Annotated in this window: 19 protein-coding genes; 15 read left to right on the top strand and 4 right to left on the bottom strand. The window is 56.2% G+C overall.

From position 1 onward, the window contains the following. The first annotated feature begins 72 nt into the window (after positions 1 to 72). Entirely contained in the window at positions 73 to 1,215 is a 1,143-nt protein-coding gene (locus FHW74_RS08785) for a glycerate kinase (protein ID WP_183170070.1), read from the top strand. 26 nt (positions 1,216 to 1,241) lie between these two features. Here the strand turns inward: FHW74_RS08785 and barA are convergent, their stop codons facing one another. Continuing rightward, complete coding sequence (barA, locus tag FHW74_RS08780; protein WP_183170069.1) at positions 1,242 to 3,995, bottom strand: two-component sensor histidine kinase BarA; 2,754 nt, start codon at positions 3,993 to 3,995, stop codon at positions 1,242 to 1,244. 55 nt (positions 3,996 to 4,050) lie between these two features. Here barA and rlmD point away from each other — a divergent pair, with 55 nt between their 5' ends. The 5 genes from rlmD to eno all read left to right on the top strand — a co-directional run bounded on the left by rlmD (position 4,051) and on the right by eno (position 11,743). Next, complete coding sequence (gene rlmD, locus FHW74_RS08775) at positions 4,051 to 5,352, top strand: 23S rRNA (uracil(1939)-C(5))-methyltransferase RlmD (protein WP_183170068.1); 1,302 nt, start codon at positions 4,051 to 4,053, stop codon at positions 5,350 to 5,352. Between the two features lie 41 nt (positions 5,353 to 5,393). Next, entirely contained in the window at positions 5,394 to 7,625 is a 2,232-nt protein-coding gene (gene relA, locus FHW74_RS08770) for a GTP diphosphokinase (protein ID WP_183170067.1), read from the top strand. Positions 7,626 to 7,707: 82 nt separating this feature from the next. Beyond that, positions 7,708 to 8,499 carry a nucleoside triphosphate pyrophosphohydrolase gene (gene mazG / locus FHW74_RS08765; RefSeq protein WP_183170066.1) on the top strand — a complete coding sequence of 264 codons (792 nt, stop codon included), beginning with the start codon at positions 7,708 to 7,710 and terminating at the stop codon, positions 8,497 to 8,499. A gap of 224 nt (positions 8,500 to 8,723) precedes the next feature. Beyond that, entirely contained in the window at positions 8,724 to 10,361 is a 1,638-nt protein-coding gene (gene pyrG, locus FHW74_RS08760; RefSeq protein WP_183170065.1) for a glutamine hydrolyzing CTP synthase, read from the top strand. 83 nt (positions 10,362 to 10,444) lie between these two features. After that, entirely contained in the window at positions 10,445 to 11,743 is a 1,299-nt protein-coding gene (eno, locus tag FHW74_RS08755; protein WP_183170064.1) for a phosphopyruvate hydratase, read from the top strand. Positions 11,744 to 11,806: 63 nt separating this feature from the next. Here the strand turns inward: eno and FHW74_RS08750 are convergent, their stop codons facing one another. Continuing rightward, entirely contained in the window at positions 11,807 to 13,144 is a 1,338-nt protein-coding gene (locus tag FHW74_RS08750) for a gluconate:H+ symporter (RefSeq protein WP_183170063.1), read from the bottom strand. Positions 13,145 to 13,444: 300 nt separating this feature from the next. Here FHW74_RS08750 and queE point away from each other — a divergent pair, with 300 nt between their 5' ends. Further along, a complete protein-coding gene (queE, locus tag FHW74_RS08745) occupies positions 13,445 to 14,116 on the top strand; it encodes a 7-carboxy-7-deazaguanine synthase QueE (RefSeq protein WP_125295605.1) in 672 nt (223 codons plus the stop codon). A 47-nt stretch (positions 14,117 to 14,163) separates the two neighbouring features. Here queE and queD read toward each other — a convergent pair whose 3' ends face one another. Beyond that, on the bottom strand, positions 14,164 to 14,526 hold the full coding sequence (queD, locus tag FHW74_RS08740; RefSeq protein ID WP_183170062.1) for a 6-carboxytetrahydropterin synthase QueD: 363 nt from the start codon (positions 14,524 to 14,526) through the stop codon (positions 14,164 to 14,166). Positions 14,527 to 14,826: 300 nt separating this feature from the next. On the opposite strand from queD, the gene cysJ reads away from it, so the two are divergent. From cysJ to FHW74_RS08720, 4 genes are all read left to right on the top strand, one after another. After that, positions 14,827 to 16,629, top strand: coding sequence for an NADPH-dependent assimilatory sulfite reductase flavoprotein subunit (gene cysJ / locus FHW74_RS08735; RefSeq protein ID WP_183170061.1), 1,803 nt, complete (start codon positions 14,827 to 14,829; stop codon positions 16,627 to 16,629). Then, positions 16,629 to 18,341, top strand: coding sequence for an assimilatory sulfite reductase (NADPH) hemoprotein subunit (gene cysI, locus FHW74_RS08730; RefSeq protein ID WP_183170060.1), 1,713 nt, complete (start codon positions 16,629 to 16,631; stop codon positions 18,339 to 18,341). Before cysJ ends, cysI begins: the two co-directional genes overlap by 1 nt. 33 nt (positions 18,342 to 18,374) lie before the next feature. Next, on the top strand, positions 18,375 to 19,109 hold the full coding sequence (gene cysH, locus FHW74_RS08725) for a phosphoadenosine phosphosulfate reductase (protein ID WP_183170059.1): 735 nt from the start codon (positions 18,375 to 18,377) through the stop codon (positions 19,107 to 19,109). A 260-nt stretch (positions 19,110 to 19,369) separates the two neighbouring features. After that, on the top strand, positions 19,370 to 19,522 hold the full coding sequence (locus FHW74_RS08720) for a Hok/Gef family protein (RefSeq protein WP_144130645.1): 153 nt from the start codon (positions 19,370 to 19,372) through the stop codon (positions 19,520 to 19,522). Between the two features lie 60 nt (positions 19,523 to 19,582). Here FHW74_RS08720 and FHW74_RS08715 read toward each other — a convergent pair whose 3' ends face one another. After that, entirely contained in the window at positions 19,583 to 20,638 is a 1,056-nt protein-coding gene (locus FHW74_RS08715; RefSeq protein WP_183170058.1) for an aminopeptidase, read from the bottom strand. Between the two features lie 241 nt (positions 20,639 to 20,879). Here FHW74_RS08715 and cysG point away from each other — a divergent pair, with 241 nt between their 5' ends. The 4 genes from cysG to cysC are packed head-to-tail and all read left to right on the top strand — an operon-like array spanning position 20,880 to position 25,307. Then, a complete protein-coding gene (gene cysG / locus FHW74_RS08710; protein WP_183170367.1) occupies positions 20,880 to 22,295 on the top strand; it encodes a siroheme synthase CysG in 1,416 nt (471 codons plus the stop codon). 60 nt (positions 22,296 to 22,355) lie between these two features. After that, positions 22,356 to 23,264, top strand: coding sequence for a sulfate adenylyltransferase subunit CysD (gene cysD, locus FHW74_RS08705; protein WP_183170057.1), 909 nt, complete (start codon positions 22,356 to 22,358; stop codon positions 23,262 to 23,264). 10 nt (positions 23,265 to 23,274) lie between these two features. Continuing rightward, positions 23,275 to 24,702, top strand: a complete 1,428-nt coding sequence (cysN, locus tag FHW74_RS08700; RefSeq protein ID WP_183170056.1) for a sulfate adenylyltransferase subunit CysN — start codon at positions 23,275 to 23,277, stop codon at positions 24,700 to 24,702. Then, on the top strand, positions 24,702 to 25,307 hold the full coding sequence (gene cysC, locus FHW74_RS08695; RefSeq protein WP_183170055.1) for an adenylyl-sulfate kinase: 606 nt from the start codon (positions 24,702 to 24,704) through the stop codon (positions 25,305 to 25,307). Before cysN ends, cysC begins: the two co-directional genes overlap by 1 nt. The last annotated feature ends 5 nt before the right edge of the window (positions 25,308 to 25,312 follow it).

The following is a 25,312-nucleotide window of genomic DNA, read 5'->3' as shown; positions in this document are numbered from 1 at the left end:
CAGGCGGCTGCCGTTATTGCCTCTTATGCTTGATCAAAAGAAGCGAAATAAAACCGCGCGAAAGGAACAGCTATGAAAATCGTTATCGCTCCTGATTCCTGGAAAGAGAGCCTGACTGCGCTGGAGGTCGCGACCGCCATTGAGGACGGTTTCCGGCAGATTTTCCCCGATGCGGAGATGGTAAAAATCCCCATGGCCGACGGCGGCGAAGGCACCGTCGAGGCGATGGTGGCGGCGACGCAGGGCCGCATCGTCAATCTTCGCGTCACCGGGCCGCTGGGCGAGCCGGTAGAGGCGTTTTATGGGCTTTCCGGCGATGAGCAACAGGCGTTTATCGAGATGGCGGCGGCGAGCGGTCTGGAGTCGGTTGCGCCAGCGCGCCGCGACCCGCGCATCACCACCAGTTGGGGCACCGGCGAACTGATTCGGCACGCGCTGGATGCAGGGGTACGGCATATTATTATCGGCCTGGGCGGCAGCGCGACCAACGACGGCGGCGCGGGCATGGTGCAGGCACTGGGCGCGCGGTTGCTGGATGAGCATGGCGAACCGCTGGGCTTTGGCGGCGGCGCGTTAAGCCAGCTGGCGCGCATCGACATCAGCCAGCTCGACAACCGCCTGGCGGAATGCCGCATCGAAGCCGCCTGCGATGTGACCAATCCCTTAACGGGTGAAGAAGGCGCTTCCGCAATATTCGGCCCGCAAAAAGGAGCGACGCCGGAAATGATCACCCAGCTCGACAGCGCGTTGACCCACTATGGCCACATCATCGAGCGCGATCTTGATAAATCGGTGATGACGTTAAAAGGCGGCGGCGCGGCGGGCGGTATGGGCGTGGCGCTGTATGCGTTCTGCGGCGCGGATTTGCGCCAGGGCATCGAAATCGTCACCGAAGCGCTGGCGCTTGACGCTGCCGTGCGCGATGCGGATCTGGTGATCACCGGGGAAGGGCGGATCGACAGCCAGTCAATCCACGGCAAAGTGCCCATCGGCGTGGCCCGCGTGGCGAAACGCTACGCTATCCCGGTGATTGGCATTGCCGGAAGCCTGACGGCGGATGTGGAAGTGGTTTACGACCACGGGCTGGATGCGATTTTTAGCGTCATCCCGCGTATCTGTACCCTGGATGAAGCCCTGGAAAACGCCGCGGAAAACCTGCGAATGAACGCCCGCAATATTGCTGCCGTGATGAAACTTTCCTCGCGCAGTGCCTGATGCACTCCTCTCCCGCCGGGAGAGGATTATCCCAGTATTTTCCGCGCTTCTCGCGCTACGTTGTCCATCTCATCCAGCAGCTCCAGCATTTCCGGCTCAAGCTCTGCGGGCGGCGTCCCGCTTCGCAACTGTTGCTCAATCAAATGGCAGAGCTTTTTGAGCCTGGGAACGCCGCTGTAGCCTGAGCTACCGTGCAGCTTATGGATGGTATACAGCAGATTTTCCGGGTTTTCGCCGACCAGTTGCTCCTCAAGGATATTGCGCACTTCTGGCAGAAACTCCAGCAGCATATGCAGCATCTCACGCGCCAGGTCGCGCTTGTTGGCGGCCTGGCGCAGGGCCAGTTGCCAGTCGAGAGTGGCATCCGGTTGCGGTTGCGGCGCGACGGCGGGAGTCGCAGGCAGGCTGGCGACCACCTGTCCGGGCTGATAGCGCAGCAATAAGGCCCGCAGTTTCTCTTCCTCAATGGGCTTCGCCAGATAATCGTTCATGCCCGCCGCCAGCAATTTTTCTTTCTGGCCTGCCATGGCATGCGCGGTAACGGCAATGACCGGCGTTTGCTGGTGGTGAGGCAACTGGCGGATCAGTTCGCAGGCGCGAATGCCGTCCATGCCCGGCATTTGAATATCCATCAGGATAATGTCCAGCGGTTGCGCTTTGGCGCGTTCGATTGCCTCCATCCCGTTCTCGCACAGTTCAATATGCTGAACGTGGTCATTAAGCAGCGCGGCGATCAACTTCAGGTTGGCCGGATTGTCGTCCACCGCCATCACCGTCATCGGCAGCTTGCCCTGCTCGTCGGCGGGCGGGTGCGCCGGATGCCCATTGGGGCAATGCTCCAGCAGCAGCGGGATCAGCCGGGTCGCCGTGATGGGCTTCAACAGACAGCCCGCCGCGCCCTCTTGCTTCAGGGCCTCCGCGTCCACCTGCGCATGGCAGGGCAGGGCCAGCAGCAGGCAGTCGGTCATGGTTGCCGCTTTCGCCAGTAACTCATGCTGCATGGTCAGCGGTTCGCGCTGAGTCACCGAGGTGGCGTAAAGCAGAATATCGTAATGGCTTTCCGTCAGGCCGGTAAACGTGGGGCTGTAGACCACAGTAAGCGGGGTAGTGGCTAACACATCCAGGGTGCTTTGCGCGGCGGCCTGATTAGGCTCCACGTAGGCAATCCGTCTGCCGGCCAGGATTTCGGTGGTCTGGCGGTCAATCACCACGTTTGGGTTCAAATCGAGATTGATATGGAACCAGAAGGTCGAACCGCGATTCGGCTGGCTGTGGAATGAGATATCGCCGCCCATTTCATTGACCAGCCGTTGGGTGATCACCAGCCCCAGACCGGTGCCGCCGTGACGCCGGGAGATACTGGCGTCCGCCTGGCGGAATGCCTGGAACAGGCGCGACTGATCGCGCTCCGGAATGCCGATGCCGGTATCGCGAATTTGGATTTCAAGCTGCACTTTGCTGTGGCTGATGGCTCGCTTCTCAACAAAAATGTCAATGTTGCCGCTTTCGGTGAATTTGATGGCGTTGCCCACCAGATTGGTGATCACCTGCTGCAGGCGCAGCGGATCGCCAATCACATTATCCGGCACATCGTTTTTGATATTGATGGTCAGCTCAAGCCCTTTGTCATGCGCCGAATGGGCCAGCAGCGTCATCACTTCATCCAGCGTGGTACGCAGCAGGAAGGGGATGCTTTCGAGGATCAGTTTCCCGGCTTCCAGCTTTGAGAAATCCAGCACGTCGTTGATGATGGCCAGCAGGTTGTTGGCCGAACGCTCAATAGTGTTCAGGTGGTCGCGCTGAGTAGGATTAAGATCGGTTTTCAGGGTTAACCGGGTAAAGCCAATCACGCCGTTGAGCGGGGTACGCAGCTCATGGGACATATTGGCGAGGAACTCGGATTTAATTCGCGCGGCTTCCTGGGCGCGTTTTTTGGCTAAATCCAGCTCGACGTTCTGGATTTCCATCTGCTCCAGCGTTTCACGCAGATCCGAGGTCGCCTGGTCCACGTTGTGCTGCATCTCCTCATGATAGGCCGCCAGCGACATCGCCATGGAGTTGATGCCGTTCTTCAGCATATCCAGTTCGCCGAGCATAAAGCCTTCCACGCGGCTATCGAGTTGCCCACGGCGGATGCGGTCAACGGTGTTCACCATATTGCGGATTGGCCCGGTGACGTCGCGCATCAGACGCCAGGCGAATATCAATGCGCAAAAAATGCATAACGACAGCATTAACACCGAGATGATCACCTCTTTATACTGTTGCAGCCGCACCGAGCTGAGGTCGAGCTCCAGCGCTACATAGCCGAGCGTATTGCCTTCCGGCTTGGCGTCCGCGGCGGCTGATTCATCAGGCGAATAGCTCTCGGAGATGATTGGGGTGCGCATAATCATCAGGTTGCCCTGACGGATTACCGTGAGATGGGTGGGCAACGCGCTGCCTTCGCTGAGACGCAGCCCTTCAGTCGTGGAATGGGCGTTCGAGGTGACGAACAGGTTATTGTCCCGATCGTAAACCGATATCGCCCGCACAATATCCGAATGACGGCGGTGCAGAACGCTAATCAACTGCCGGACGGATTCGCGGTTTTTTTGGTTGATGCCGTATTCGCTGGACACCGCCAGCGGCTCGATAATGCTGGCGCCGGCGTCTTCCAGCTGGCGCTGTAAATCGTGATAGCGGTGGACGACGAAGAAAATGCTCAGCAGCAACCCGATAAGAACGGTTGGCGCCAGGATCAGAATCATCATGCGTGCCCGCAGGCTGTAGTTGGTCATGGGCTTCCGTTATGGGACAATCATCGTCACTTAGTTTTAAGAATACCTGTAAGCAATGGCGCAATTCTACTCTGCAAAGCGACGCGTGACGACGCGTCAGATCATAACCGTTACGGTAAATGACCTTGACCCTTTTGGCCAGGGGGTGGCACGTCACGACGGTAAAGCCGTATTTATTAGCGGATTACTCCCCGGCGAGCAGGCGGAAGTGACGCTCATCCAGGATAAACGTACCTTTGGCCATGCGACGGTAAAAAAACGGCTGACTGATAGCCCGGCGCGCGTCACCCCGCGCTGCCCGCATTTTGGCGTCTGCGGCGGCTGTCAACAACAGCACGCCAGCGTTGAGCTTCAACAAACCAGTAAAGCCCAGGCGCTGGCGCGCATGATGAACCATCCGGTTGATGAAATTATCGCCGGGCCGGAATGGGGCTATCGTCGTCGGGCGCGGTTGAGCTTGAATTACCTGGCCCGCGCACAAACCTTACAGATGGGATTTCGCAAAGCCGCCTCCAGTGAACTGATCGATATCCAGCAATGCCCCGTTTTGGCTCCCCAGCTTGAGGCGTTGCTGCCAGCGCTGCGAACCTGCCTGAATGAATTACAGGGCGCGCGGCGACTGGGGCACGTGGAGCTGGTGCTGGCGGATAACGGTCCGCTGATGGTGCTGCGCCATCCCGAGCCGTTATCGGCAAAAGATAAACAAAAACTGGAACAGTTCTCGCATCAGCATGAGGTCGCGCTGTTTTTAGCGCCGCAAAGTGATTCACTGGAACAGGTAACCGGCGAGGCGCCGTACTATCATTCGGACGGTCTACGCTTAACCTTTAGCCCGCGCGACTTTATCCAGGTGAATGACGCGGTCAACCAGCAGATGGTGGCGCGCGCCATCGAATGGCTCGATATACAACCTGACGATCGGGTGCTGGATCTGTTTTGCGGGATGGGGAACTTTACCCTGCCGCTCGCCCGGCGCGCCAAAAGCGTCATCGGCGTGGAAGGGGTTCCGGCGCTTGTGGCGAAGGCACAGCGTAATGCCGAAGATAATGGGCTTAAAAATGTCACCTTTTTTCATGAAAATTTGGAAGAAGATGTTACACGCCAGCCCTGGGCTGCGCAGGGGTTTGATAAGATATTACTGGACCCGGCCCGCGCCGGCGCGCCTGGCGTGATGCAGCATATTGTGAAATTAACGCCGAGCCGCGTGGTCTACGTTTCCTGTAATCCAGCGACGCTTTCGCGCGACAGCGACGTATTACTGCAGGCGGGATACCAAATTCAGCGGCTGGCGATGCTGGATATGTTCCCCCACACTGGGCATCTGGAGTCTATGGTGCTGTTTGTACGGCATGAGTGAAGGCCTGGTAACAGGCCAGCGCGTCCCTGAAGGAGAGGACAATGGTTGCGGTAAGAAGTGCACATCTCAATAAAGCTGGTGAATTTGACCATGAAAAATGGGTTGCGAGTCTTGGGATCATTAACCAGCAGTCGTGTGAACGCTTAACCGAAACCTGGGCGTATTGCGAGCAGCTCACCAACGGGCACCCGCAAGCGGAGCTGCTGCTGTGGCGCGGCATCGAGATGGTGGAGATCCTCTCGATGCTGAGCATGGATAACGACACGCTGCGCGCCGCGCTGCTGTTCCCTATCGCCGATGCCGACGTGGTGAGCGAAGAGGTGCTCAAAGAGACGGTGGGCAAATCTATCGTCAATCTGATCCACGGCGTGCGCGATATGGACGCCATCCGCCAGCTGAAAGCTACCCACACGGACTCCGTCTCATCAGAGCAGGTCGACAACGTGCGCCGCATGCTGCTGGCGATGGTGGACGATTTCCGCTGCGTGGTGATTAAACTTGCAGAGCGCATCGCCCATTTGCGCGAAGTAAAAGACGCGCCGGAAGACGAACGCGTACTGGCGGCGAAAGAGTGCACCAACATCTATGCGCCGCTGGCCAACCGCTTAGGTATCGGTCAGCTTAAATGGGAGCTGGAAGATTACTGCTTCCGCTATTTGCGGCCTGCGGAATATAAACGCATCGCCAAACTGCTGCATGAGCGCCGTATCGACCGCGAACATTACATCGACGAGTTCGTGGGGCTGATCCGCAAATCGATCAAAGAAGAGGGCGTCAAAGCCGAGGTTTACGGACGTCCGAAACATATCTACAGCATCTGGCGCAAAATGCAGAAGAAGCATCTCGCGTTTGATGAACTGTTTGACGTGCGCGCAGTGCGAATCGTGGCCGAGCGCTTGCAGGATTGCTACGCCTCGCTGGGGATTGTCCATACCCTGTTCCGCCATCTGCCTGATGAGTTCGACGATTATGTCGCTAACCCGAAACCCAACGGCTACCAGTCTATCCACACCGTGGTGCTGGGGCCGGGCGGTAAGACGGTGGAGATCCAGATCCGTACCCGCCAGATGCATGAAGACGCCGAGCTGGGCGTGGCGGCGCACTGGAAATACAAAGAAGGCACTGCGGGCGGTGGTCATGCCGGTTATGAAGATCGCATCGCCTGGCTGCGCAAACTGATTGCGTGGCAGGAGGAGATGTCCGATTCCGGCGAAATGCTCGACGAGGTACGCAGCCAGGTATTTGACGACCGGGTCTATGTGTTTACCCCGAAAGGCGATGTGGTGGATTTACCTGCCGGATCGACGCCGCTGGATTTCGCCTATCACATCCATAGCGATGTCGGTCACCGCTGCATTGGGGCCAAAATCGGCGGGCGCATCGTGCCGTTTACCTATCAGCTACAAATGGGCGATCAGATTGAAATCATCACCCAGAAACAGCCGAACCCGAGCCGCGACTGGCTGAACCCGAACCTGGGCTACGTCACCACCAGCCGTGGACGCTCGAAAATCCACGCCTGGTTCCGTAAACAGGATCGCGATAAAAATATTCTCGCCGGGCGTCAAATCCTCGACGACGAACTGGCGCACCTCGGCATCAGCCTGAAGGAAGCGGAAAAGCATCTGCTGCCGCGTTATAACTTCAATGAAATCGAGGAGTTGCTGGCGGCGATTGGCGGCGGCGATATCCGTCTCAATCAGATGGTCAATTTCCTGCAGGCGCAATTTAATAAGCCCAGCGCCGCTGAGCAGGATGCCGCCGCGCTGAAACAGCTGCAGCAAAAAAGCTATCAGCCGCAGACCCGCAACAACAAGAACAATGGTCGTGTAGTGGTGGAGGGCGTCGGTAACCTGATGCATCACATCGCCCGCTGCTGCCAGCCGATCCCCGGGGACGATATCGTCGGCTTTATCACCCAGGGACGCGGGATTTCGATTCACCGCGCCGATTGCGATCAACTGACCGAGCTACAGTCGCACGCGCCGGAACGTATTGTTGACGCCGTATGGGGTGAAAGCTACTCCGCAGGCTATTCGCTGGTGGTGCGCGTAACAGCCAACGATCGCAGCGGGTTGCTGCGCGATATCACCACCATATTAGCCAACGAAAAAGTCAACGTGCTTGGCGTGGCGAGCCGCAGTGATACCAAACAGCAGCTGGCCACCATCGATATGGACATTGAAATCTATAACCTGCAGGTGCTGGGCCGCGTGCTGGGCAAACTCAACCAGGTGCCGGACGTGATTGACGCCCGCCGTCTGCACGGATAATCGCGCTAAGCCTCTGTTCGCCAGAGGGCCGGGGTGTAGCGTCAGTCACGCTGCACCCCGTTTTTCTTAAAAGGATCTCATTATGAATCAACTTGATCGCCTGCTGGGCATTATGGAACGCCTGCGCGATCCGCAAACCGGCTGCCCGTGGGATAACGCGCAGACCTTTGCCACCATCGCGCCTTATACCCTCGAAGAGACCTATGAAGTGCTCGACGCCATCGCGCGGGAAGACTTCGACGATCTGCGCGGCGAACTGGGCGATTTACTGTTCCAGGTGGTGTTTTACGCCCGGATGGCTGAAGAGCAGGGACGCTTCAACTTTAACGATATTTGCCGCGCCATCAGCGACAAACTGGAACGCCGTCACCCGCATATCTTCGGCGAGGCGAACTTTGCCGATAGCGAGCAAGTGCTGGCTAACTGGGAGAGAACCAAAAGCGCCGAGCGGGCCGAAAAAGCGCAGCACTCAGCGCTGGATGATATTCCGGAAAGCCTGCCCGCGCTGATGCGCGCGTACAAAATCCAGAAACGCTGCGCGGCGGTGGGTTTCGACTGGACGACCCTCGGCCCGGTGGTCGATAAAGTGCATGAAGAACTGGACGAAGTGATGCATGAAGCCAACCAGGCGGTGGTGGACGAGGAGAAGCTGGAAGAAGAGATCGGCGACTTGCTGTTTGCGACGGTCAATCTGTCCCGTCACCTGGGCAGTAAAGCGGAAATCGCGCTGCAAAAGGCTAATCGCAAATTCGAGCGCCGCTTCCGGGAAGTGGAAAAGATCATCGCCGCCCAGGGGCTCAAACTGGACGATGCCACGCTCGATCAGATGGAAAAAGCCTGGTGCGAAGTAAAACGCCAGGAAGCTGATAAATAAACAGTTTTTGCGATCAAGCGCTTGTTGTTGCAAAACGTAACTGACAAGTGCTTGATTTACGTCAAAAACATTTCCGCCAGACGGGCTATTTTCTTCCGGCTTTATTAAGCGAGGTGTGGCGTTGATTGCTGAGAATGAAAGTTTGTGACCCCCGTCCTGTTCAGGTATACTACTTTCCCGTCCTGGTATTCCACCGTCTTTAAACCTAACTTCTCAGGTTCAGCATGACAACGAACTATATTTTTGTGACCGGCGGGGTCGTTTCCTCTCTGGGTAAAGGCATTGCCGCAGCCTCCCTCGCAGCCATTCTTGAAGCCCGTGGCCTCAACGTAACTATCATGAAACTGGATCCGTATATCAACGTCGATCCGGGCACCATGAGCCCCATTCAACACGGGGAAGTGTTCGTAACTGAAGACGGCGCTGAAACCGATTTAGACCTCGGCCACTACGAGCGTTTTATCCGCACGCGTATGACGCGTCGCAACAACTTTACTACCGGTCGCATCTACTCGGAAGTTCTGCGTAAAGAACGTCGCGGCGACTATCTGGGCGCTACCGTGCAGGTTATCCCGCACATCACCAACGCCATTAAAGAACGCATTCTGGAAGGCGGCGAAGGCCACGACGTGGTGCTGGTGGAAATCGGCGGCACCGTCGGCGATATCGAATCCCTGCCGTTCCTGGAGGCGATTCGCCAGATGGCGGTGGAAGTGGGCCGCGAGCACACCATGTATATGCACCTGACGCTGGTGCCGTATATGGCCGCAGCCGGTGAAGTAAAAACCAAACCGACACAGCACTCTGTAAAAGAGCTGCTTTCCATCGGTATTCAGCCAGATATCCTGATTTGCCGTTCCGATCGCGCAGTCCCTGCTAATGAACGCGCCAAAATTGCTTTATTCTGTAACGTTCCGGAAAAAGCGGTTATTTCTCTGAAAGATGTCGATTCAATCTATAAAATTCCGGGCCTGTTGAAATCCCAGGGGCTGGACGATTATATTTGTAAACGATTCAGCTTGAGCTGCCCCGAGGCAAATCTGGCAGAATGGGAGCAGGTGATTTACGAAGAAGCCAATCCGGCGGGCGAAGTGACCATCGGTATGGTCGGCAAATATATTGAGTTGCCGGACGCTTACAAATCGGTGATCGAAGCGCTGAAACACGGCGGGCTGAAAAACCGCGTAACGGTCAACATCAAGCTGATTGACTCGCAGGATGTTGAAACCCGCGGCGACGAAGTGCTGAAAGGTCTGGACGCGATCCTGATCCCTGGCGGCTTCGGCTATCGCGGCGTGGAAGGCAAAATCGCCACTGCGCGCTATGCGCGTGAAAACAATATTCCTTACCTGGGCATTTGCCTGGGGATGCAGGTTGCATTGATTGAATTCGCTCGTAATGTGGCGAATATGGACAACGCCAACTCAACCGAATTTGTGCCAGACTGTAAGTACCCTGTCGTGGCGCTTATCACGGAATGGCGTGATGAAGACGGCAATGTCGAAGTACGTTCTGAGAAGAGCGACCTCGGCGGCACCATGCGCCTGGGCGCACAGCAGTGCCAGTTAGATGATGAGAGCCTGGTTCGCAAGCTGTACGGCGCGCCGACCATCGTTGAACGTCACCGTCACCGTTATGAAGTCAACAACCTGTTACTGAAACAAATTGAAGCAGCGGGTCTGCGTGTTGCGGGTCGTTCTGGCGATGATCAACTGGTCGAAATCATCGAAGTGCCGAATCACCCCTGGTTTGTGGCGTGTCAGTTCCACCCGGAATTCACCTCCACACCGCGTGATGGACACCCACTGTTTGCAGGCTTCGTGAAGGCCGCAACTGAGTATCAGAAGCGTCAGGCGAAGTAAAACGAGTTAGTACGGCAGTGCACCCCTTTACGGTGCACTGTTTGTCTGGAGTTTTAGTTAACTTGTGACTAGAGGAAAATCTAATGTCCAAAATCGTTAAAATCATCGGTCGTGAAATCATCGACTCCCGTGGTAACCCGACTGTTGAAGCTGAAGTTCACCTGGAAGGCGGTTTTGTCGGTATGGCAGCTGCGCCGTCAGGGGCTTCTACCGGTTCCCGCGAAGCGCTGGAACTGCGCGATGGCGACAAATCCCGCTTCATGGGCAAAGGCGTAACCAAAGCTGTTGGCGCGGTTAACGGCCCGATTGCTCAGGCTCTGCTGGGTAAAGACGCGAAAGACCAGGCTGGCCTCGACAAAATCATGATCGAGCTGGACGGTACTGACAACAAATCTAACTTCGGCGCTAACGCGATTCTGGCTGTTTCTCTGGCTGCCGCTAAAGCTGCCGCTGCCGCTAAAGGCATGCCGCTGTACGAGCACATTGCTGAACTGAACGGCACGCCGGGCAAATTCTCTATGCCGTTGCCGATGATGAACATCATCAACGGTGGTGAGCACGCTGACAACAACGTTGATATCCAGGAATTCATGATTCAACCGGTTGGCGCGAAAACCCTGAAAGAAGCGGTACGTATCGGTTCTGAAGTGTTCCACAACCTGGCGAAAGTGCTGAAGTCTAAAGGTATGAACACCGCTGTGGGCGACGAAGGCGGCTACGCGCCGAACCTGGGTTCTAACGCCGAAGCGCTGGCTGTTATCGCTGAAGCGGTAAAAGCAGCAGGCTACGAACTGGGTAAAGACGTTACCCTGGCGATGGACTGCGCAGCATCTGAATTCTACAAAGACGGCAAATACGTTCTGGCTGGCGAAGGCAACAAAGCGTTCACCTCTGAAGAATTCACCCACTTCCTGGAAGAGCTGACCAAACAGTACCCGATCGTGTCCATCGAAGATGGTCTGGACGAGTCTGACTGGGACGGCTTCGCTTACCAGACTAAAGTACTGGGCAACAAAATCCAGCTGGTTGGTGACGACCTGTTCGTAACCAACACCAAAATCCTGAAAGAAGGCATCGAGAAAGGCATCGCTAACTCCATCCTGATCAAATTCAACCAGATCGGTTCTCTGACCGAAACTCTGGCTGCAATCAAGATGGCGAAAGATGCGGGCTACACTGCCGTTATTTCTCACCGTTCTGGCGAAACTGAAGACGCGACCATTGCCGACCTGGCAGTAGGTACCGCTGCAGGCCAGATCAAAACTGGTTCCATGAGCCGTTCTGACCGTGTTGCTAAGTACAACCAGCTGATTCGTATCGAAGAAGCGCTGGGTGACCGCGCACCGTTCAACGGTCTGAAAGAAGTGAAAGGCCAGGCGTAATCGTCAGCATTTTCGCTAAAAAAGCCGGGCAGCAATGCCCGGCTTTTTTGTTTTTCGATGCGCTTAAATTATTAAGTCCAGCAGCAGGACGATAAGCAAACCCACCACCGAGTTAGTCAATTCCAGCAAGCCCCAGGTCTTAAAGGTATCTTTTATCGACAGGCCAAAATATTCTTTAAAGAGCCAGAAAGCGGCGTCGTTAACGTGCGTCAGGGTGTTACTCCCGGACGCGGTAGCCAGTACCATCAATGCCGGATCGACGTTAAAGGTGGTAATCATCGGCCCGACAATCCCGGCTGCGGTAATCGCTGAAACCGTACCGGCCCCGGTCGCCAGACGTAACAGCACGGTGATAAACCACGCCATGATCAGCGGAGACACCGAAGAGGTGCGCATCATATCGGCGATGTAATCCCCCACACCGGTATCCATAATGATCTGCTTAAACGCGCCGCCCGCGCCGATGATAAACACCACCAGCGCGACTTTTTCGATGGCGGTGGAATAAGAGAGCATCACCTCGCTCATCGATTTGCCACGCGCGGTGCCGAAGGCATAAAGCGCCACCAGCACGGCAATCAGCATACTGATTTGCGCACTGCCGACGAAGTTCAGCAGCGAGGTGACATGCGCATTCGCCGGGACCACCAGTTTGATAAGCGTTACGCCGGTAATGATGATCGCCGGGATCAGTGGCACCAGCAAACTGACGGCGAACGAGGGCATCTCGTCATCGCGGAACACTTTCTGCGATTCGAGCAACTGTGGGATGGGGCGATCCAGGTTACCCAGCAGTTTTGGCAAAATAATCCCTGAACAGATCACCGTTGGGATCGCCACAATCACGCCGTAGATATAGACCATCCCCATATCCGCGTGAAACGCCGCCACCAGCGCGGTAGGACCCGGTTGAGGCGGGAACAGGCTGTGGGCGGTGGTTGCCGCAGCGACCATGGTGATGCCGAGTTTCAGGAACGGGATCTTCGCTTCCCGGGCGATACTGATCACCAGCGGCGCGAGGATCAGGAAAGCCACTTCGTAGAACATGGCGAGGCCAAAAATCAGCCCGATAACCATGATCGCCCACTGTACTTTTTTCGGCCCAAAGCGCTGAAGCAGCGTTGATGAAACCCGCTGTGCCGCGCCCGAATCCACCATCAACTTCCCGAGAATTGCGCCGAATAAAATAATCAGCGCCAGGTGCCCAAGGGTGCTTCCTATTCCCGTCTCAATTGACTTACCGATAGCTTCCAGCGGTAGGCCTTCGCAAAAACCAACAAAGATTGCCGCCAGCAGTAATGCCAGCATCCCATTGATTTTAAACTTCATATTGAGTATCAACAGTACCACAACGCCAAGCGCCACCCAGATGACCGGCATGGCTTCAACGAGAGTGTTCATCCAGTTTCCTTGTTAAAATTTATAATTGGTATGATATGTAGGTGAGGTGGAATATTACTCGGCTGAATGTGTTATACCAATTTAATTAGCAGGGTAAGTTTTAAAAAGCGATAAACAGCAAAAAATAGTGAAACAAGAATTTATGTTGCATATGAAATGCCGGGGTATGTCACGCAATATGCTTTTACTTTAGCGGATGGCGGATTTCCCGCCCCGGCAAGCCTTCCGGGCAGGAACTGCGCAAGCGCCAGGGGCGGGAATATGCGATAATAGTGGTTTACCACCAACGAAGAGTCGACGATGCAGTACCCGATAAACGAGATGTTCCAGACCCTGCAAGGCGAGGGTTATTTCACCGGCGTTCCCGCCATTTTTATTCGCTTACAGGGATGCCCGGTAGGCTGTGCCTGGTGCGATACCAAACACACCTGGGACAAGCTTGCCGATCGGGAAGTGTCGCTTTACAGCATCCTTGCCAAAACCAAAGAGAGCGATAAATGGGGTGCCGCGAGCCCGGAAGAGCTGCTGGCGGTGATTGAACGCCAGGGCTGGACCGCGCGTCATGTGGTGATCACCGGCGGTGAGCCCTGTATTCATGATCTTATTCCGCTAACCCATCTGCTTGAGAAAAGTGGGTTTAGTTGCCAGATTGAAACCAGCGGCACCCATGAAATCCGCGCTGTCGCCACCACCTGGGTGACAGTATCGCCAAAAGTGAATATGCGTGGCGGTTATGACGTGTTGCATCAGGCGCTGGAACGGGCCGATGAAATCAAACATCCGGTAGGGCGGATGCGCGATATTGAAGCGTTGGATGAACTGCTCGCGACGCTTAACGACCAGAAACAGCGCGTGATTGCGCTTCAGCCGATCAGCCAGAAAGAAGACGCGACGCGCCTGTGCATTGAAACCTGCATCGCCCGCAACTGGCGGTTCTCAATGCAGACCCATAAGTATTTGAATATTGCCTGATACCGCTTTGCGCCCGAACGTATTCTGATCACGTTCGGGCGAACCGCTTACTCGCCGCGATACACGCAGCCTGCGGTGCAGGTTTCTTTAATCATCACCGCGCTCAGCAACGGCATCTTTGGTTTCATCTGATCCCAAATCCATTTCGCCAGCACTTCGCTGGTGGGGTTTTCCAGTCCAGGAATATCATTCAGATAATAGTGATCCAGCCGATCGTAGATCGGTTTAAACGCCGCTTTTAAGTCAGCGAAATCCACAATCCAGCCGGTATGGGGATCCACTTCCCCGGTAATCTCCAGACGCACCAGAAATGAGTGACCATGCAGACGGCCGCATTTGTGGCCTTGCGGCACATGCGGTAAGTGGTGGGCGGCTTCGAAGATGAATTCTTTAAAAATTGTGGTTGGCATGACGCGATCCTGATGCTGAAAAACCGCCGTAGGGTACCGGAAATGACTTTTTTTAGCATTAACTAAAACCGGCATCTTGTGGCGAAGCGCGGATTTTGCCATTTCTCCTTTAAAATACTTATAAAAATCAAACTATTAATTAATCTGTTTTATCGCTAATACGTACCTGTAAAAACGGTTAGTCATTTTGGTTATTTGATATTTCAACCGCTTATTTAATAGATCTCATGTCGCCCGGTAACCTTACATTCTGTTCTGTTTTTATAACGAAGACAGCTTTAATACTGGACATTACGACGCATGACGACTCAGGCCCCTCCGAACGCTTTGCTCCCGCTGAGCCCGGAACAACTGGCGCGCCTTCAGGCGGCCACTACGGACTTTTCCCCCACACAGCTGGCATGGGTTTCCGGCTATTTCTGGGGCGTGATTAATCAACAGGGCGCAGCGCCGGGCGCGGTCGTCCAGAGCGTGCCGGAAGCGGCGGCCATTACGCTTATCTCCGCGTCGCAGACCGGCAACGCGCGTCGCGTGGCGGAAGCGCTGCGCGACGATCTGCTGGCTGCGAAGCTGAACGTGACGCTGGTCAATGCAGGCGACTATAAATTTAAGCAAATCGCTCAGGAAAAATTGCTGGTCGTCGTGACGTCAACCCAGGGCGAGGGCGAGCCGCCGGAAGAAGCGGTCGCCTTGCACAAGTTCCTGTTTTCCAAAAAAGCGCCGAAGCTGGATAACACCGCGTTTGCCGTGTTCGGCCTGGGCGACAGTTCCTATGAGTTTTTCTGCCAGTCCGGTAAAGACTTTGACAGCAAACTGGCTGAGCTGGGCGCAGAGCGCTTACTGGACCGCGTGGATACCGACGTTGAATTCCAGCCCGCCGCGCAGGCGTGGCGCGAGCGCATTGTCGAGGTGCTGAAATCCCGCGCGCCTGCCGCGACGGGCGCAGTGCCGCAAACCGCGACTGGCGCGGTTAACGATGTGACCAGCACGCCGTACACGAAAGAAGCGCCGCTGACCGCCAGCCTGGCGGTAAACCAGAAAATCACCGGGCGTGATTCTGAGAAAGACGTGCGTCATCTGGAGATCGATTTAGGCGATTCCGGGCTGCGCTACCAGCCGGGCGATGCGTTAGGCGTGTGGTACCAGAACGATCCCGCGTTGGTCGACGAACTGGTGGGCCTGCTGTGGCTGAAAGGGGACGAACCTGTCGACGTCGACGGTAAATCACTGCCGCTGCGTGAAGCGCTGCAGTGGCATTTCGAGTTGACGGTTAACACCGCCAATATCGTTGAGAATTACGCCACGCTGACCCGCGCCGAATCGCTGCAGGATCTGATTGGCGATAAAAACAAATTACAGCACTACGCCAGCATCACACCGATTGTTGACATGGTGCGTTTCGCTCCGGCACAGCTGGATGCCGCGCAGCTGGTTGGCCTGCTGCGCCCGCTGACGCCGCGCTTATACTCTATCGCCTCTTCTCAGGCCGAAACGGAAAACGAAGTGCATATCACCGTTGGCGTGGTGCGTTACGACGTTGAGGGCCGCGCCCGCGCAGGTGGCGCCTCCAGTTTCCTGGCGGATCGCGTGGAGGAAGATGGCGAGGTTCGCGTGTTTATCGAGCATAACGATAACTTCCGCTTGCCCGCTAATCCGGATACACCAGTGATCATGATCGGCCCTGGCACCGGCATTGCGCCGTTCCGCGCCTTTATGCAGCAGCGCGCTGCCGAAGGGGCAAGCGGTAAAAACTGGTTGTTCTTCGGCAATCCGCATTTCACCGAAGACTTCCTGTACCAGGTGGAGTGGCAGAACTACGTCAAAGAAGGCCTGCTGACCCGTATCGATCTGGCCTGGTCGCGGGATCAAAAACAAAAAATTTACGTACAAGACAAACTGCGCGAACAGGGCGCGGAACTGTGGCGCTGGATTAATGACGGTGCCCATATTTATGTCTGCGGCGACGCCAACCGTATGGCGAAAGACGTTGAGCGGACATTACTGGACGTGATTGCCGAATTTGGTGGCATGGATACCGAAGCGGCGGATGAATATTTAAGTGAGCTGCGCGTTGAGCGCCGTTATCAGCGAGATGTCTACTAATGAGCGAAAAACACCCTGGCCCACTGGTGGTCGAAGGCAAACTGTCTGACGCCGAGCGCATGAAGGTAGAGAGCAACTACCTGCGCGGCACCATTGCCGAAGATTTAAACGACGGTCTGACCGGCGGTTTCAAAGGCGACAACTTTCTGCTGATCCGCTTTCACGGCATGTATCAGCAGGACGATCGCGATATCCGCGCCGAGCGCGCCGCGCAAAAGCTGGAGCCGCGTCACGCGATGCTGCTGCGCTGCCGCCTGCCGGGCGGGATCATCACCACCAAACAGTGGCAGGCGATCGACAAGTTCGCCCACGATAACACGATTTACGGCAGCATCCGTCTGACCAACCGTCAGACCTTCCAGTTTCACGGCATTCTGAAGAAGAACGTCAAACCGGTACACCAGATGCTGCATTCGGTGGGGCTGGACGCGCTGGCCACCGCCAACGACATGAACCGTAACGTGCTGTGTACCTCCAACCCGTACGAATCTGAGCTGCATGCTGAAGCTTACGAGTGGGCGAAGAAGATCTCTGAGCATCTGCTGCCGCGTACCCGTGCCTATGCGGAGATCTGGCTCGATCAGGAAAAAGTGGCGACTACCGATGAAGAACCGATCCTCGGCCAGACCTATCTGCCGCGTAAGTTCAAAACCACGGTAGTGATCCCGCCGCAGAACGATATCGATCTGCATGCCAACGATATGAACTTCGTGGCGATTGCCGAAAACGGCAAACTGGTGGGCTTTAACCTGCTGGTGGGCGGCGGTCTGTCCATTGAGCACGGTAACAAGAAAACCTATGCCCGCACCGCCAGCGAGTTTGGTTATCTGCCTGTTGAGCATACGCTGGCGGTGGCAGAAGCCGTGGTAACCACGCAGCGCGACTGGGGCAACCGCACCGATCGTAAGAACGCCAAAACCAAATACACCCTGGAACGCGTCGGCCTCGATACCTTTAAAGAGGAAGTGGAGCGTCGCGCGGGGATCAAATTCGAGCCGATCCGCCCGTATGAATTTACTGGTCGCGGCGATCGTATCGGTTGGGTTAAGGGCATCGACAATAAATGGCATCTGACGCTGTTTATCGAGAATGGCCGTATCCTGGATTATCCTGGCCGCCCGCTGAAAACTGGCCTGCTGGAGATCTCAAAGATCCATAAAGGCGAATTCCGCATTACCGCCAACCAGAACCTGATTATCGCCGGTGTGCCAGAAAGCCAGAAAGCGAAGATCGAGAAGCTGGCGCGCAATCACGGGCTCATGGACGCGGTAACGCCGCAGCGTGAAAACTCCATGGCCTGCGTGTCGTTCCCGACCTGTCCGCTGGCAATGGCGGAAGCCGAGCGTTTCCTGCCGTCATTTACCGATAAAGTCGAAGCGGTACTGGAAAAGCACGGCGTCGGCGAAGAGCATATTGTGTTGCGTGTGACCGGGTGCCCGAACGGCTGTGGCCGCGCGATGCTGGCGGAAGTGGGTCTGGTCGGTAAAGCGCCGGGTCGTTACAACCTGCACCTGGGCGGTAACCGTATCGGTACGCGTATTCCGCGCATGTATAAAGAAAACATCACCGAGCCGGAAATCCTGGCGGCGCTGGACGAGCTGATTGGCCGATGGTCAACCGAGCGTCAAGAGGGTGAAGGGTTTGGCGATTTCACCGTGCGTACCGGCATCATCCGTCCGATCCTCGATCCGGCGCGTGATTTCTGGGAATAACCAGGCCACGGCGGCACAACGAAAGAGGTCATTATGTCCAATTTGGATCTACAGACGCTAAATGAATTACCGAAAGTGGATCGGATTCTGGCGCTGGCGGAAACTAACGCTCAGCTCGAGAAGCTGAGCGCCGAGGAACGTGTCGCCTGGTCGCTGGAAAACCTGCCGGGCGAGGTGGTGCTATCATCCAGCTTTGGTATCCAGGCGGCGGTGAGCCTGCATTTGATCACGCAACAGCGCCCGGATATTCCGGTGATCCTGACGGATACTGGCTATCTGTTCCCGGAAACCTATCAGTTTATCGACGAGCTTACCGACAAGCTGAAGCTAAACCTGAAGGTCTATCGCGCAGAGCAAAGCCCGGCCTGGCAGGAGGCGCGCTATGGCAAACTGTGGGAGCAAGGCGTTGAAGGCATTGAGAAATACAATGACATCAACAAAGTGGAGCCGATGAACCGGGCGTTAAGCGAGCTGAACGCCAAAACATGGTTTGCGGGCCTGCGCCGCGAGCAGTCCGGCAGCCGCGCTAATTTGCCGGTACTGGCGATCAGCCGGGGCATCTTCAAAGTGTTGCCGATCATCGACTGGGATAACCGGACGGTGTACCAGTACCTGCAAAAGCACGGCCTGAAATACCATCCGCTGTGGGATCAGGGTTATTTGTCGGTGGGGGATACGCATACCACCCGCAAATGGGAACCGGGGATGGCGGAAGAAGAAACCCGCTTCTTCGGCCTGAAGCGCGAATGCGGCCTGCACGAAGGTTAATATTCGGAATCTATTCAATGCCTCCGCCATCATGCCGGGGGCATTTTTTTATCTTGCGAGCCGTATTCCGTAACGGAGCGACAAACGCAGACAAAGACGGGTTCGGGCATAGAATTGCGGCGGGTGCTTGAGGCTGTCTGGCTTTGAGCATTTGCCGGGTTCAGATAGTTAAAAGCCCCAGGAGATATTTCTATCAACCTGAGGCTACCATCCAAACCCAACAATTGGATGTTAGTCTCTTCTTTATCTGGAGGCAAGACATGCTGTCAAAGTACGCCCTTGTGGCAATCATTGCGCTGTGTATCACGGCGCTGGGGTTCACGCTAATGGTGCGCGACTCGCTATGCGAGCTGCGCATTAAAGAGCGTGGTATGGAATTCAGCGCTGTTCTCGCTTACGAACCGAAGAAGTAGCTGAAACGCGGGGGCAACCCCGCGTATCGAATTGTGACGGTTTGGCCTCACGCACCCATTTTACGCTTTGCCTGCCTTCGCCAGCTCTTTCACCAGCGGCAGCATAATCCGCATCACATCGCGGCTGCGTTTTTCAATTCTTCCCGGCAGCGCGCGATCGATGTACTGCTGATTATCCAGTTGCGCATTGTGCCAGCTGGTGCCGCCAGGAAACTGGGCGCTTTTCGCCCGTTGTTGATACCCGTCTTTCTGGCCTAACGACCAGTTAGTCGCTTCCACGGATAACACCGGAATACCCGCTTTATCAAACACTTCAGCATCGTTGCAGCACCCTGTGCCTTTGGGATAACGGGCATTCAGCCCCGGATTGGTCGTGGCGACGATATGATTATTGCGCGCAATGGCCAGCGCCCGGTCGCGGGTCAGCTTACGCACTGCGGTTGGCGTAGATTGCCCGCTGTTAAAGTAGAGTTTGTCCCCGACGATCAGATTATCGAGGTTAATGACCAGCAGGGTGTTTTTGCGTTCCTGGGCGCTCATCCGCTTGAGGATATTCTCCGCGCCCAGCTTGCCTTCTTCTTCGGCGCTGGTGGCGATAAAACGAATGCCATACTGGGTCGGCGTGTCTTTCAGTTTTTCCGCCAGCTCCAGCATGACCCCAAGCCCGGCAGCGTTATCGTCAATGCCCTGTAACGTCAGCCCGCCCAGATTGGTGTCAATATCCGCATCGCTTTGTGGCGCATAGGTATCGAGGTGCGCCATGATAATGATTTGCTGCGGCAGTTTGCCTTCATGGGCGGCAATAACGCTCGATCCGGTAACGTTTTGCCAGTTGGTCAGCTTGTTGGCGCGGGTAAAAACGTAGCGGGTATTGAAAGTGCGAATGTCGCTTTGATATCCCCATAGGGCGAACTCTTGGCGGATGTAATCAGCGGAAAGCATTTCGGCAGGCGTGCCGGTCATGCGGCCGGGAAAATAGGTGGCGATATGGCGAGCCTGCGCGCTTGCTGTTTCGCCTGGTGCGGAGGCCTGGGCAAACGCCGGGAAAAGAGCACCAACACTGAGCGCCAGACCGATTGCACAATCGATCACGCCACGGCGCAATGCGGGAAACATAGATAATCCTTAATCATGAAAACGCGGAAAAATTTTTTTGCCTAGTATGAAACTGTGACGTGCGTTACACAATTTCATTTGCTCTGAAACCCCCGAAAAATCACGCCTTAAGCACTTTTTGAACTTTGCTTTGCCAGCGGCTTATTCCTTTGTGGAACTACTCATGCCAATTGGTAATTTCATTCGTTTTAAGGCGCCCCCTATAGTCGCTTCTGGATTCTGTTGTTGAGTGAGCCAGCGAGTGGACTATCTTCCCCTGTTTGCAGACCTGAAAGCGCGCCCGGTATTAGTCGTCGGCGGCGGCGAGATTGCGCTGCGTAAAATTAGCCTGTTGCGCCGTGCGGGCGCGGTCGTGCGTGTGGTTGCCAAAAAACTGGCGGCGGAACTGCAACGGGATGTCGATGACGGCCATATTGAATGGCTGAGCCGCGAGTTCGATGAAGCGCAGCTCGACAGCGTCTTTCTGGTTATTGCCGCCACCAACAACCGCGAACTGAATCGCCGGGTGTTTGACGCGGCTAACGCGCGCCACAGGCTGGTCAACGTGGTGGACGATCAACCGCTGTGCTCGTTTATTTTCCCTTCGATTATCGATCGCTCGCCGTTAGTGGTGGCGGTCTCCTCCGGCGGCAATGCCCCGGTACTGGCGCGTTTGCTGCGCGAAAAGCTGGAATCGCTGTTGCCGCAAAGTCTTGGGCGCATGGCGACGGTGGCAGGCAGTTTCCGCGAGCGGATTAAAGGCGCGTTAACCACCACCGACGCGCGGCGGCGTTTCTGGGAACAGGCGTTTCGCGGCCGCTTTGCCAGCCTGATGGCGGCGGGGAATGAGCCTGCGGCGATAAAGACGCTGGAAGCCGCGCTGGAAAATCCGCAGCAGCAAACCGGGGAGATCATTCTGGTGGGTGCGGGACCGGGCGATGCCGGTCTGCTGACGCTGCGCGGGTTACAGGTGCTCCAGCAGGCGGATGTAGTGCTGTATGACCATCTGGTCAGCGATGAGGTGCTGGAACTGGTGCGCCGCGATGCCGATCGCATTTGCGTGGGCAAACGCGCAGGGGAGCATGCCGTTCCCCAGCATCAAACCAACCAGATGCTGGTGGATTTGGCGCGCGAAGGCAAAACCGTGGTGCGCCTGAAAGGCGGCGATCCGTTTATTTTTGGCCGCGGCGGCGAAGAGTTACAGGCGGCACAGCAGGCAGGTGTTGCGTTCCAGGTGGTTCCGGGGATCACCGCCGCTGCTGGCGCGACGGCTTACGCGGGCATACCGCTGACCCATCGTGAACACGCCCAGAGCGTGACGTTTGTTACCGGCCACTACAAGCCGGACAGCCAGCCGTTTGACTGGGCGCATCTGGCGCAGGGCCGGCAAACCCTGGCGATCTACATGGGCACCATGAAGGCCGCCCAAATCAGCGAACAACTTATTCAACATGGCCGGGCTGCCGACACGCCGGTGGCGGTCATCAGCCGCGGCTCCCGGAAAGACCAGCAGGTACTGACCGGCACATTACAACAACTCGACGACCTGGCGAAACGCTCGCCGATGCCCGCTTTGCTGGTAATTGGCGAAGTCGTGGCGCTCCGCGAGCAACTCGCCTGGTTTCAACCGACCACTCAGGCAGAGGGCGACTCCTCTTCCGTAGTGACTTTGGCTTAGGTACTGGCGCGACAGGCCGTAATACAACGCCTGCGGTGTCAGGCCTTATAAGGAAAGGTTATGGATCAAAAACGACTCACTCACCTGCGACAACTGGAGGCGGAAAGCATCCATATCATTCGTGAAGTTGCCGCAGAATTCGCGAATCCGGTGATGATGTACTCCATCGGCAAAGACTCCAGCGTGATGCTCCATCTGGCGCGTAAAGCGTTTTATCCGGGCACGCTGCCGTTCCCGCTGCTGCATGTTGATACTGGCTGGAAATTCCGTGAGATGTACGAGTTCCGTGACCGTACCGCTAAAGCCTATGGCTGCGAATTGCTGGTGCATAAAAACCCGGAAGGCGTGGCGATGGGCATTAACCCGTTCGTTCACGGCAGCGCTAAGCATACCGACATCATGAAAACCGAAGGCCTGAAGCAAGCCCTGAATAAATACGGCTTTGATGCGGCCTTTGGCGGCGCGCGCCGCGATGAAGAGAAATCCCGTGCCAAAGAGCGTATTTATTCGTTCCGCGACCGTTTCCACCGCTGGGACCCGAAAAACCAGCGTCCGGAACTGTGGCACAACTACAATGGCCAGATTAACAAGGGTGAAAGCATCCGCGTCTTCCCGCTGTCGAACTGGACCGAGCTGGATATCTGGCAGTACATCTACCTGGAAAATATTGAGATCGTGCCGCTCTACCTGGCCGCTGAGCGCCCGGTGCTGGAGCGCGACGGCATGCTGATGATGATCGACGATGACCGTATCGACCTACAGCCGGGCGAAGTGATCGAGAAGCGCATGGTTCGCTTCCGTACCCTCGGCTGCTGGCCGCTGACCGGCGCGGTGGAATCCGATGCGCAAACGCTGCCTGAAATCATCGAAGAGATGCTGGTTTCCACTACCAGCGAACGGCAGGGGCGCGTGATTGACCGCGATCAGGCAGGCTCCATGGAGCTTAAAAAACGTCAGGGTTATTTCTAAGGAGCCGCTCATGAACACCACGATTGCCCAACAAATTGCTAACGAGGGTGGCGTAGAGGCTTACCTGCATGCCCAACAGCACAAAAGCCTGCTGCGCTTCTTAACCTGCGGCAGCGTTGATGATGGGAAAAGTACCCTGATTGGCCGTCTGCTGCACGATACCCGTCAGATTTATGAAGATCAGCTCTCTTCACTGCATAACGACAGCAAACGCCACGGTACCCAGGGTGAAAAACTGGATCTGGCGCTGCTGGTGGACGGTCTTCAGGCCGAGCGCGAGCAGGGCATCACGATTGATGTGGCCTACCGCTATTTCTCCACCGAGAAGCGCAAATTTATTATCGCCGACACCCCCGGGCATGAGCAGTACACCCGCAACATGGCGACCGGCGCCTCCACCTGCGATCTGGCGATCCTGCTGATCGACGCCCGTAAAGGCGTACTCGATCAGACCCGCCGCCACAGCTTTATTTCCACGCTGCTGGGGATTAAGCATCTGGTCGTTGCAGTTAATAAAATGGATCTGGTTGAGTTCAGCGAGCAGACGTTCGAGCAGATCAAACAGGATTATCTGACCTTCGCCGAACAGTTGCCGGGGTCGCTGGATATCCGTTTTGTGCCGCTGTCGGCGCTGGAAGGGGACAATGTCGCCAGCCAGAGCGATAAAATGCCGTGGTACAGCGGCCCGACGCTGCTGGAAGTGCTGGAAACCGTCAAAATCCGCAAAGACGTTGAGCACCAGTCATTCCGCTTCCCGGTTCAGTATGTTAACCGTCCGAACCTCGATTTTCGTGGTTATGCCGGGACCGTGGCGTCCGGCGTGGTGAAAGTCGGCCAGCGTATTAAGGTGCTGCCGTCCGGCGTGGAATCAACCGTGGCGCGTATTGTGACGTTCGATGGCGATCTCAAAGAGGCGGCGGCAGGTGAGGCCATCACCCTGGTGCTGAAAGATGAAATCGACATCAGCCGCGGCGATGTTTTACTGGACGCCAGTGAAGATCTCATGACCGTGCAGGCCGCGAAAGTCGACGTGGTCTGGATGGCGGAACAACCGCTGACGCCGGGCCAAAGCTACGACATCAAAGTCGCCGGTAAAAAGACTCGCGCCCGGGTCGACAATATTCAGTTCCAGGTGGATATCAACAACCTGACCCAGCGCGTGGTGGAAACGCTGCCGCTGAACGGGATCGGGCTGGTGGATCTGACGTTTGACGAGCCGTTGGTGCTGGATCCTTACCAACACAATCCGGTCACCGGCGGCCTGATCTTTATCGATCGACTGTCCAACGTCACTGTGGGCGCAGGCATGGTGCTTGAACCGCAGGTGGAGGTCTTCCAGGAGCCTTCTGCTTACAGCGCATTCGAGCTGGAGCTGAACGCGCTGGTACGCCGTCACTTCCCGCACTGGGGCGCGCGCGATTTGCTGGGAGGCAAGTAATGGCGGCCCATGACGAAAATGTCGTCTGGCATTCGCATCTGGTGACCCAGCAAGCCCGTGAGCAGTTGCACGGTCACCGGGGCGTGGTGCTGTGGTTCACCGGGCTTTCGGGCTCGGGGAAATCCACCCTCGCGGGGGCGCTGGAAACGGCGCTTCACGAGCGCGGCGTCAGCACGTATTTGCTGGATGGCGATAACGTGCGCCATGGCTTGTGCAGCGACCTGGGCTTTAGCGATGCCGATCGCAAAGAGAATATTCGCCGCGTGGGAGAAGTCGCTAACCTGATGGTGGATGCCGGGCTGGTGGTATTGACGGCGTTTATATCTCCGCACCGCGCAGAACGCGCGATGGTGCGCGAGCGGGTGGGGGAAGGGCGTTTTATCGAAGTGTTTGTCGATACCCCGCTGGACATTTGCGAAGCGCGCGATCCTAAGGGATTGTATAAAAAAGCCCGTGCGGGTGAGTTGCGCAATTTCACGGGCATCGATGCGGTATACGAAGCGCCTGAACGCCCGGAAATCCATTTAGATGGTGAACAATTAGTAACAAATTTGATTGCGCAAATATTAGACCTGCTGCGGCGGGACGATATTATCAAATTCTGAGACAG

The sequence above is a fragment of the Atlantibacter sp. RC6 genome, assembly GCF_014193285.1.
Lineage (GTDB): Bacteria > Pseudomonadota > Gammaproteobacteria > Enterobacterales > Enterobacteriaceae > Atlantibacter.
The sequence above is the reverse complement of the archived record's forward strand: the minus strand, read 5'-3'. Positions and strand labels throughout refer to the sequence as shown.

Bases quoted from the DNA above. Each gene is read 5' to 3' on its own strand.
- FHW74_RS08785 (WP_183170070.1), top strand. From the start codon at position 73: ATGAAAATCGTTATCGCTCCTGATTCCTGGAAAGAGAGCCTGACTGCG.
- barA (WP_183170069.1), bottom strand. From the start codon at position 3,995: ATGACCAACTACAGCCTGCGGGCACGCATGATGATTCTGATCCTGGCG.
- rlmD (WP_183170068.1), top strand. From the start codon at position 4,051: ATGGCGCAATTCTACTCTGCAAAGCGACGCGTGACGACGCGTCAGATC.
- relA (WP_183170067.1), top strand. From the start codon at position 5,394: ATGGTTGCGGTAAGAAGTGCACATCTCAATAAAGCTGGTGAATTTGAC.
- mazG (WP_183170066.1), top strand. From the start codon at position 7,708: ATGAATCAACTTGATCGCCTGCTGGGCATTATGGAACGCCTGCGCGAT.
- pyrG (WP_183170065.1), top strand. From the start codon at position 8,724: ATGACAACGAACTATATTTTTGTGACCGGCGGGGTCGTTTCCTCTCTG.
- eno (WP_183170064.1), top strand. From the start codon at position 10,445: ATGTCCAAAATCGTTAAAATCATCGGTCGTGAAATCATCGACTCCCGT.
- FHW74_RS08750 (WP_183170063.1), bottom strand. From the start codon at position 13,144: ATGAACACTCTCGTTGAAGCCATGCCGGTCATCTGGGTGGCGCTTGGC.
- queE (WP_125295605.1), top strand. From the start codon at position 13,445: ATGCAGTACCCGATAAACGAGATGTTCCAGACCCTGCAAGGCGAGGGT.
- queD (WP_183170062.1), bottom strand. From the start codon at position 14,526: ATGCCAACCACAATTTTTAAAGAATTCATCTTCGAAGCCGCCCACCAC.
- cysJ (WP_183170061.1), top strand. From the start codon at position 14,827: ATGACGACTCAGGCCCCTCCGAACGCTTTGCTCCCGCTGAGCCCGGAA.
- cysI (WP_183170060.1), top strand. From the start codon at position 16,629: ATGAGCGAAAAACACCCTGGCCCACTGGTGGTCGAAGGCAAACTGTCT.
- cysH (WP_183170059.1), top strand. From the start codon at position 18,375: ATGTCCAATTTGGATCTACAGACGCTAAATGAATTACCGAAAGTGGAT.
- FHW74_RS08720 (WP_144130645.1), top strand. From the start codon at position 19,370: ATGCTGTCAAAGTACGCCCTTGTGGCAATCATTGCGCTGTGTATCACG.
- FHW74_RS08715 (WP_183170058.1), bottom strand. From the start codon at position 20,638: ATGTTTCCCGCATTGCGCCGTGGCGTGATCGATTGTGCAATCGGTCTG.
- cysD (WP_183170057.1), top strand. From the start codon at position 22,356: ATGGATCAAAAACGACTCACTCACCTGCGACAACTGGAGGCGGAAAGC.
- cysN (WP_183170056.1), top strand. From the start codon at position 23,275: ATGAACACCACGATTGCCCAACAAATTGCTAACGAGGGTGGCGTAGAG.
- cysC (WP_183170055.1), top strand. From the start codon at position 24,702: ATGGCGGCCCATGACGAAAATGTCGTCTGGCATTCGCATCTGGTGACC.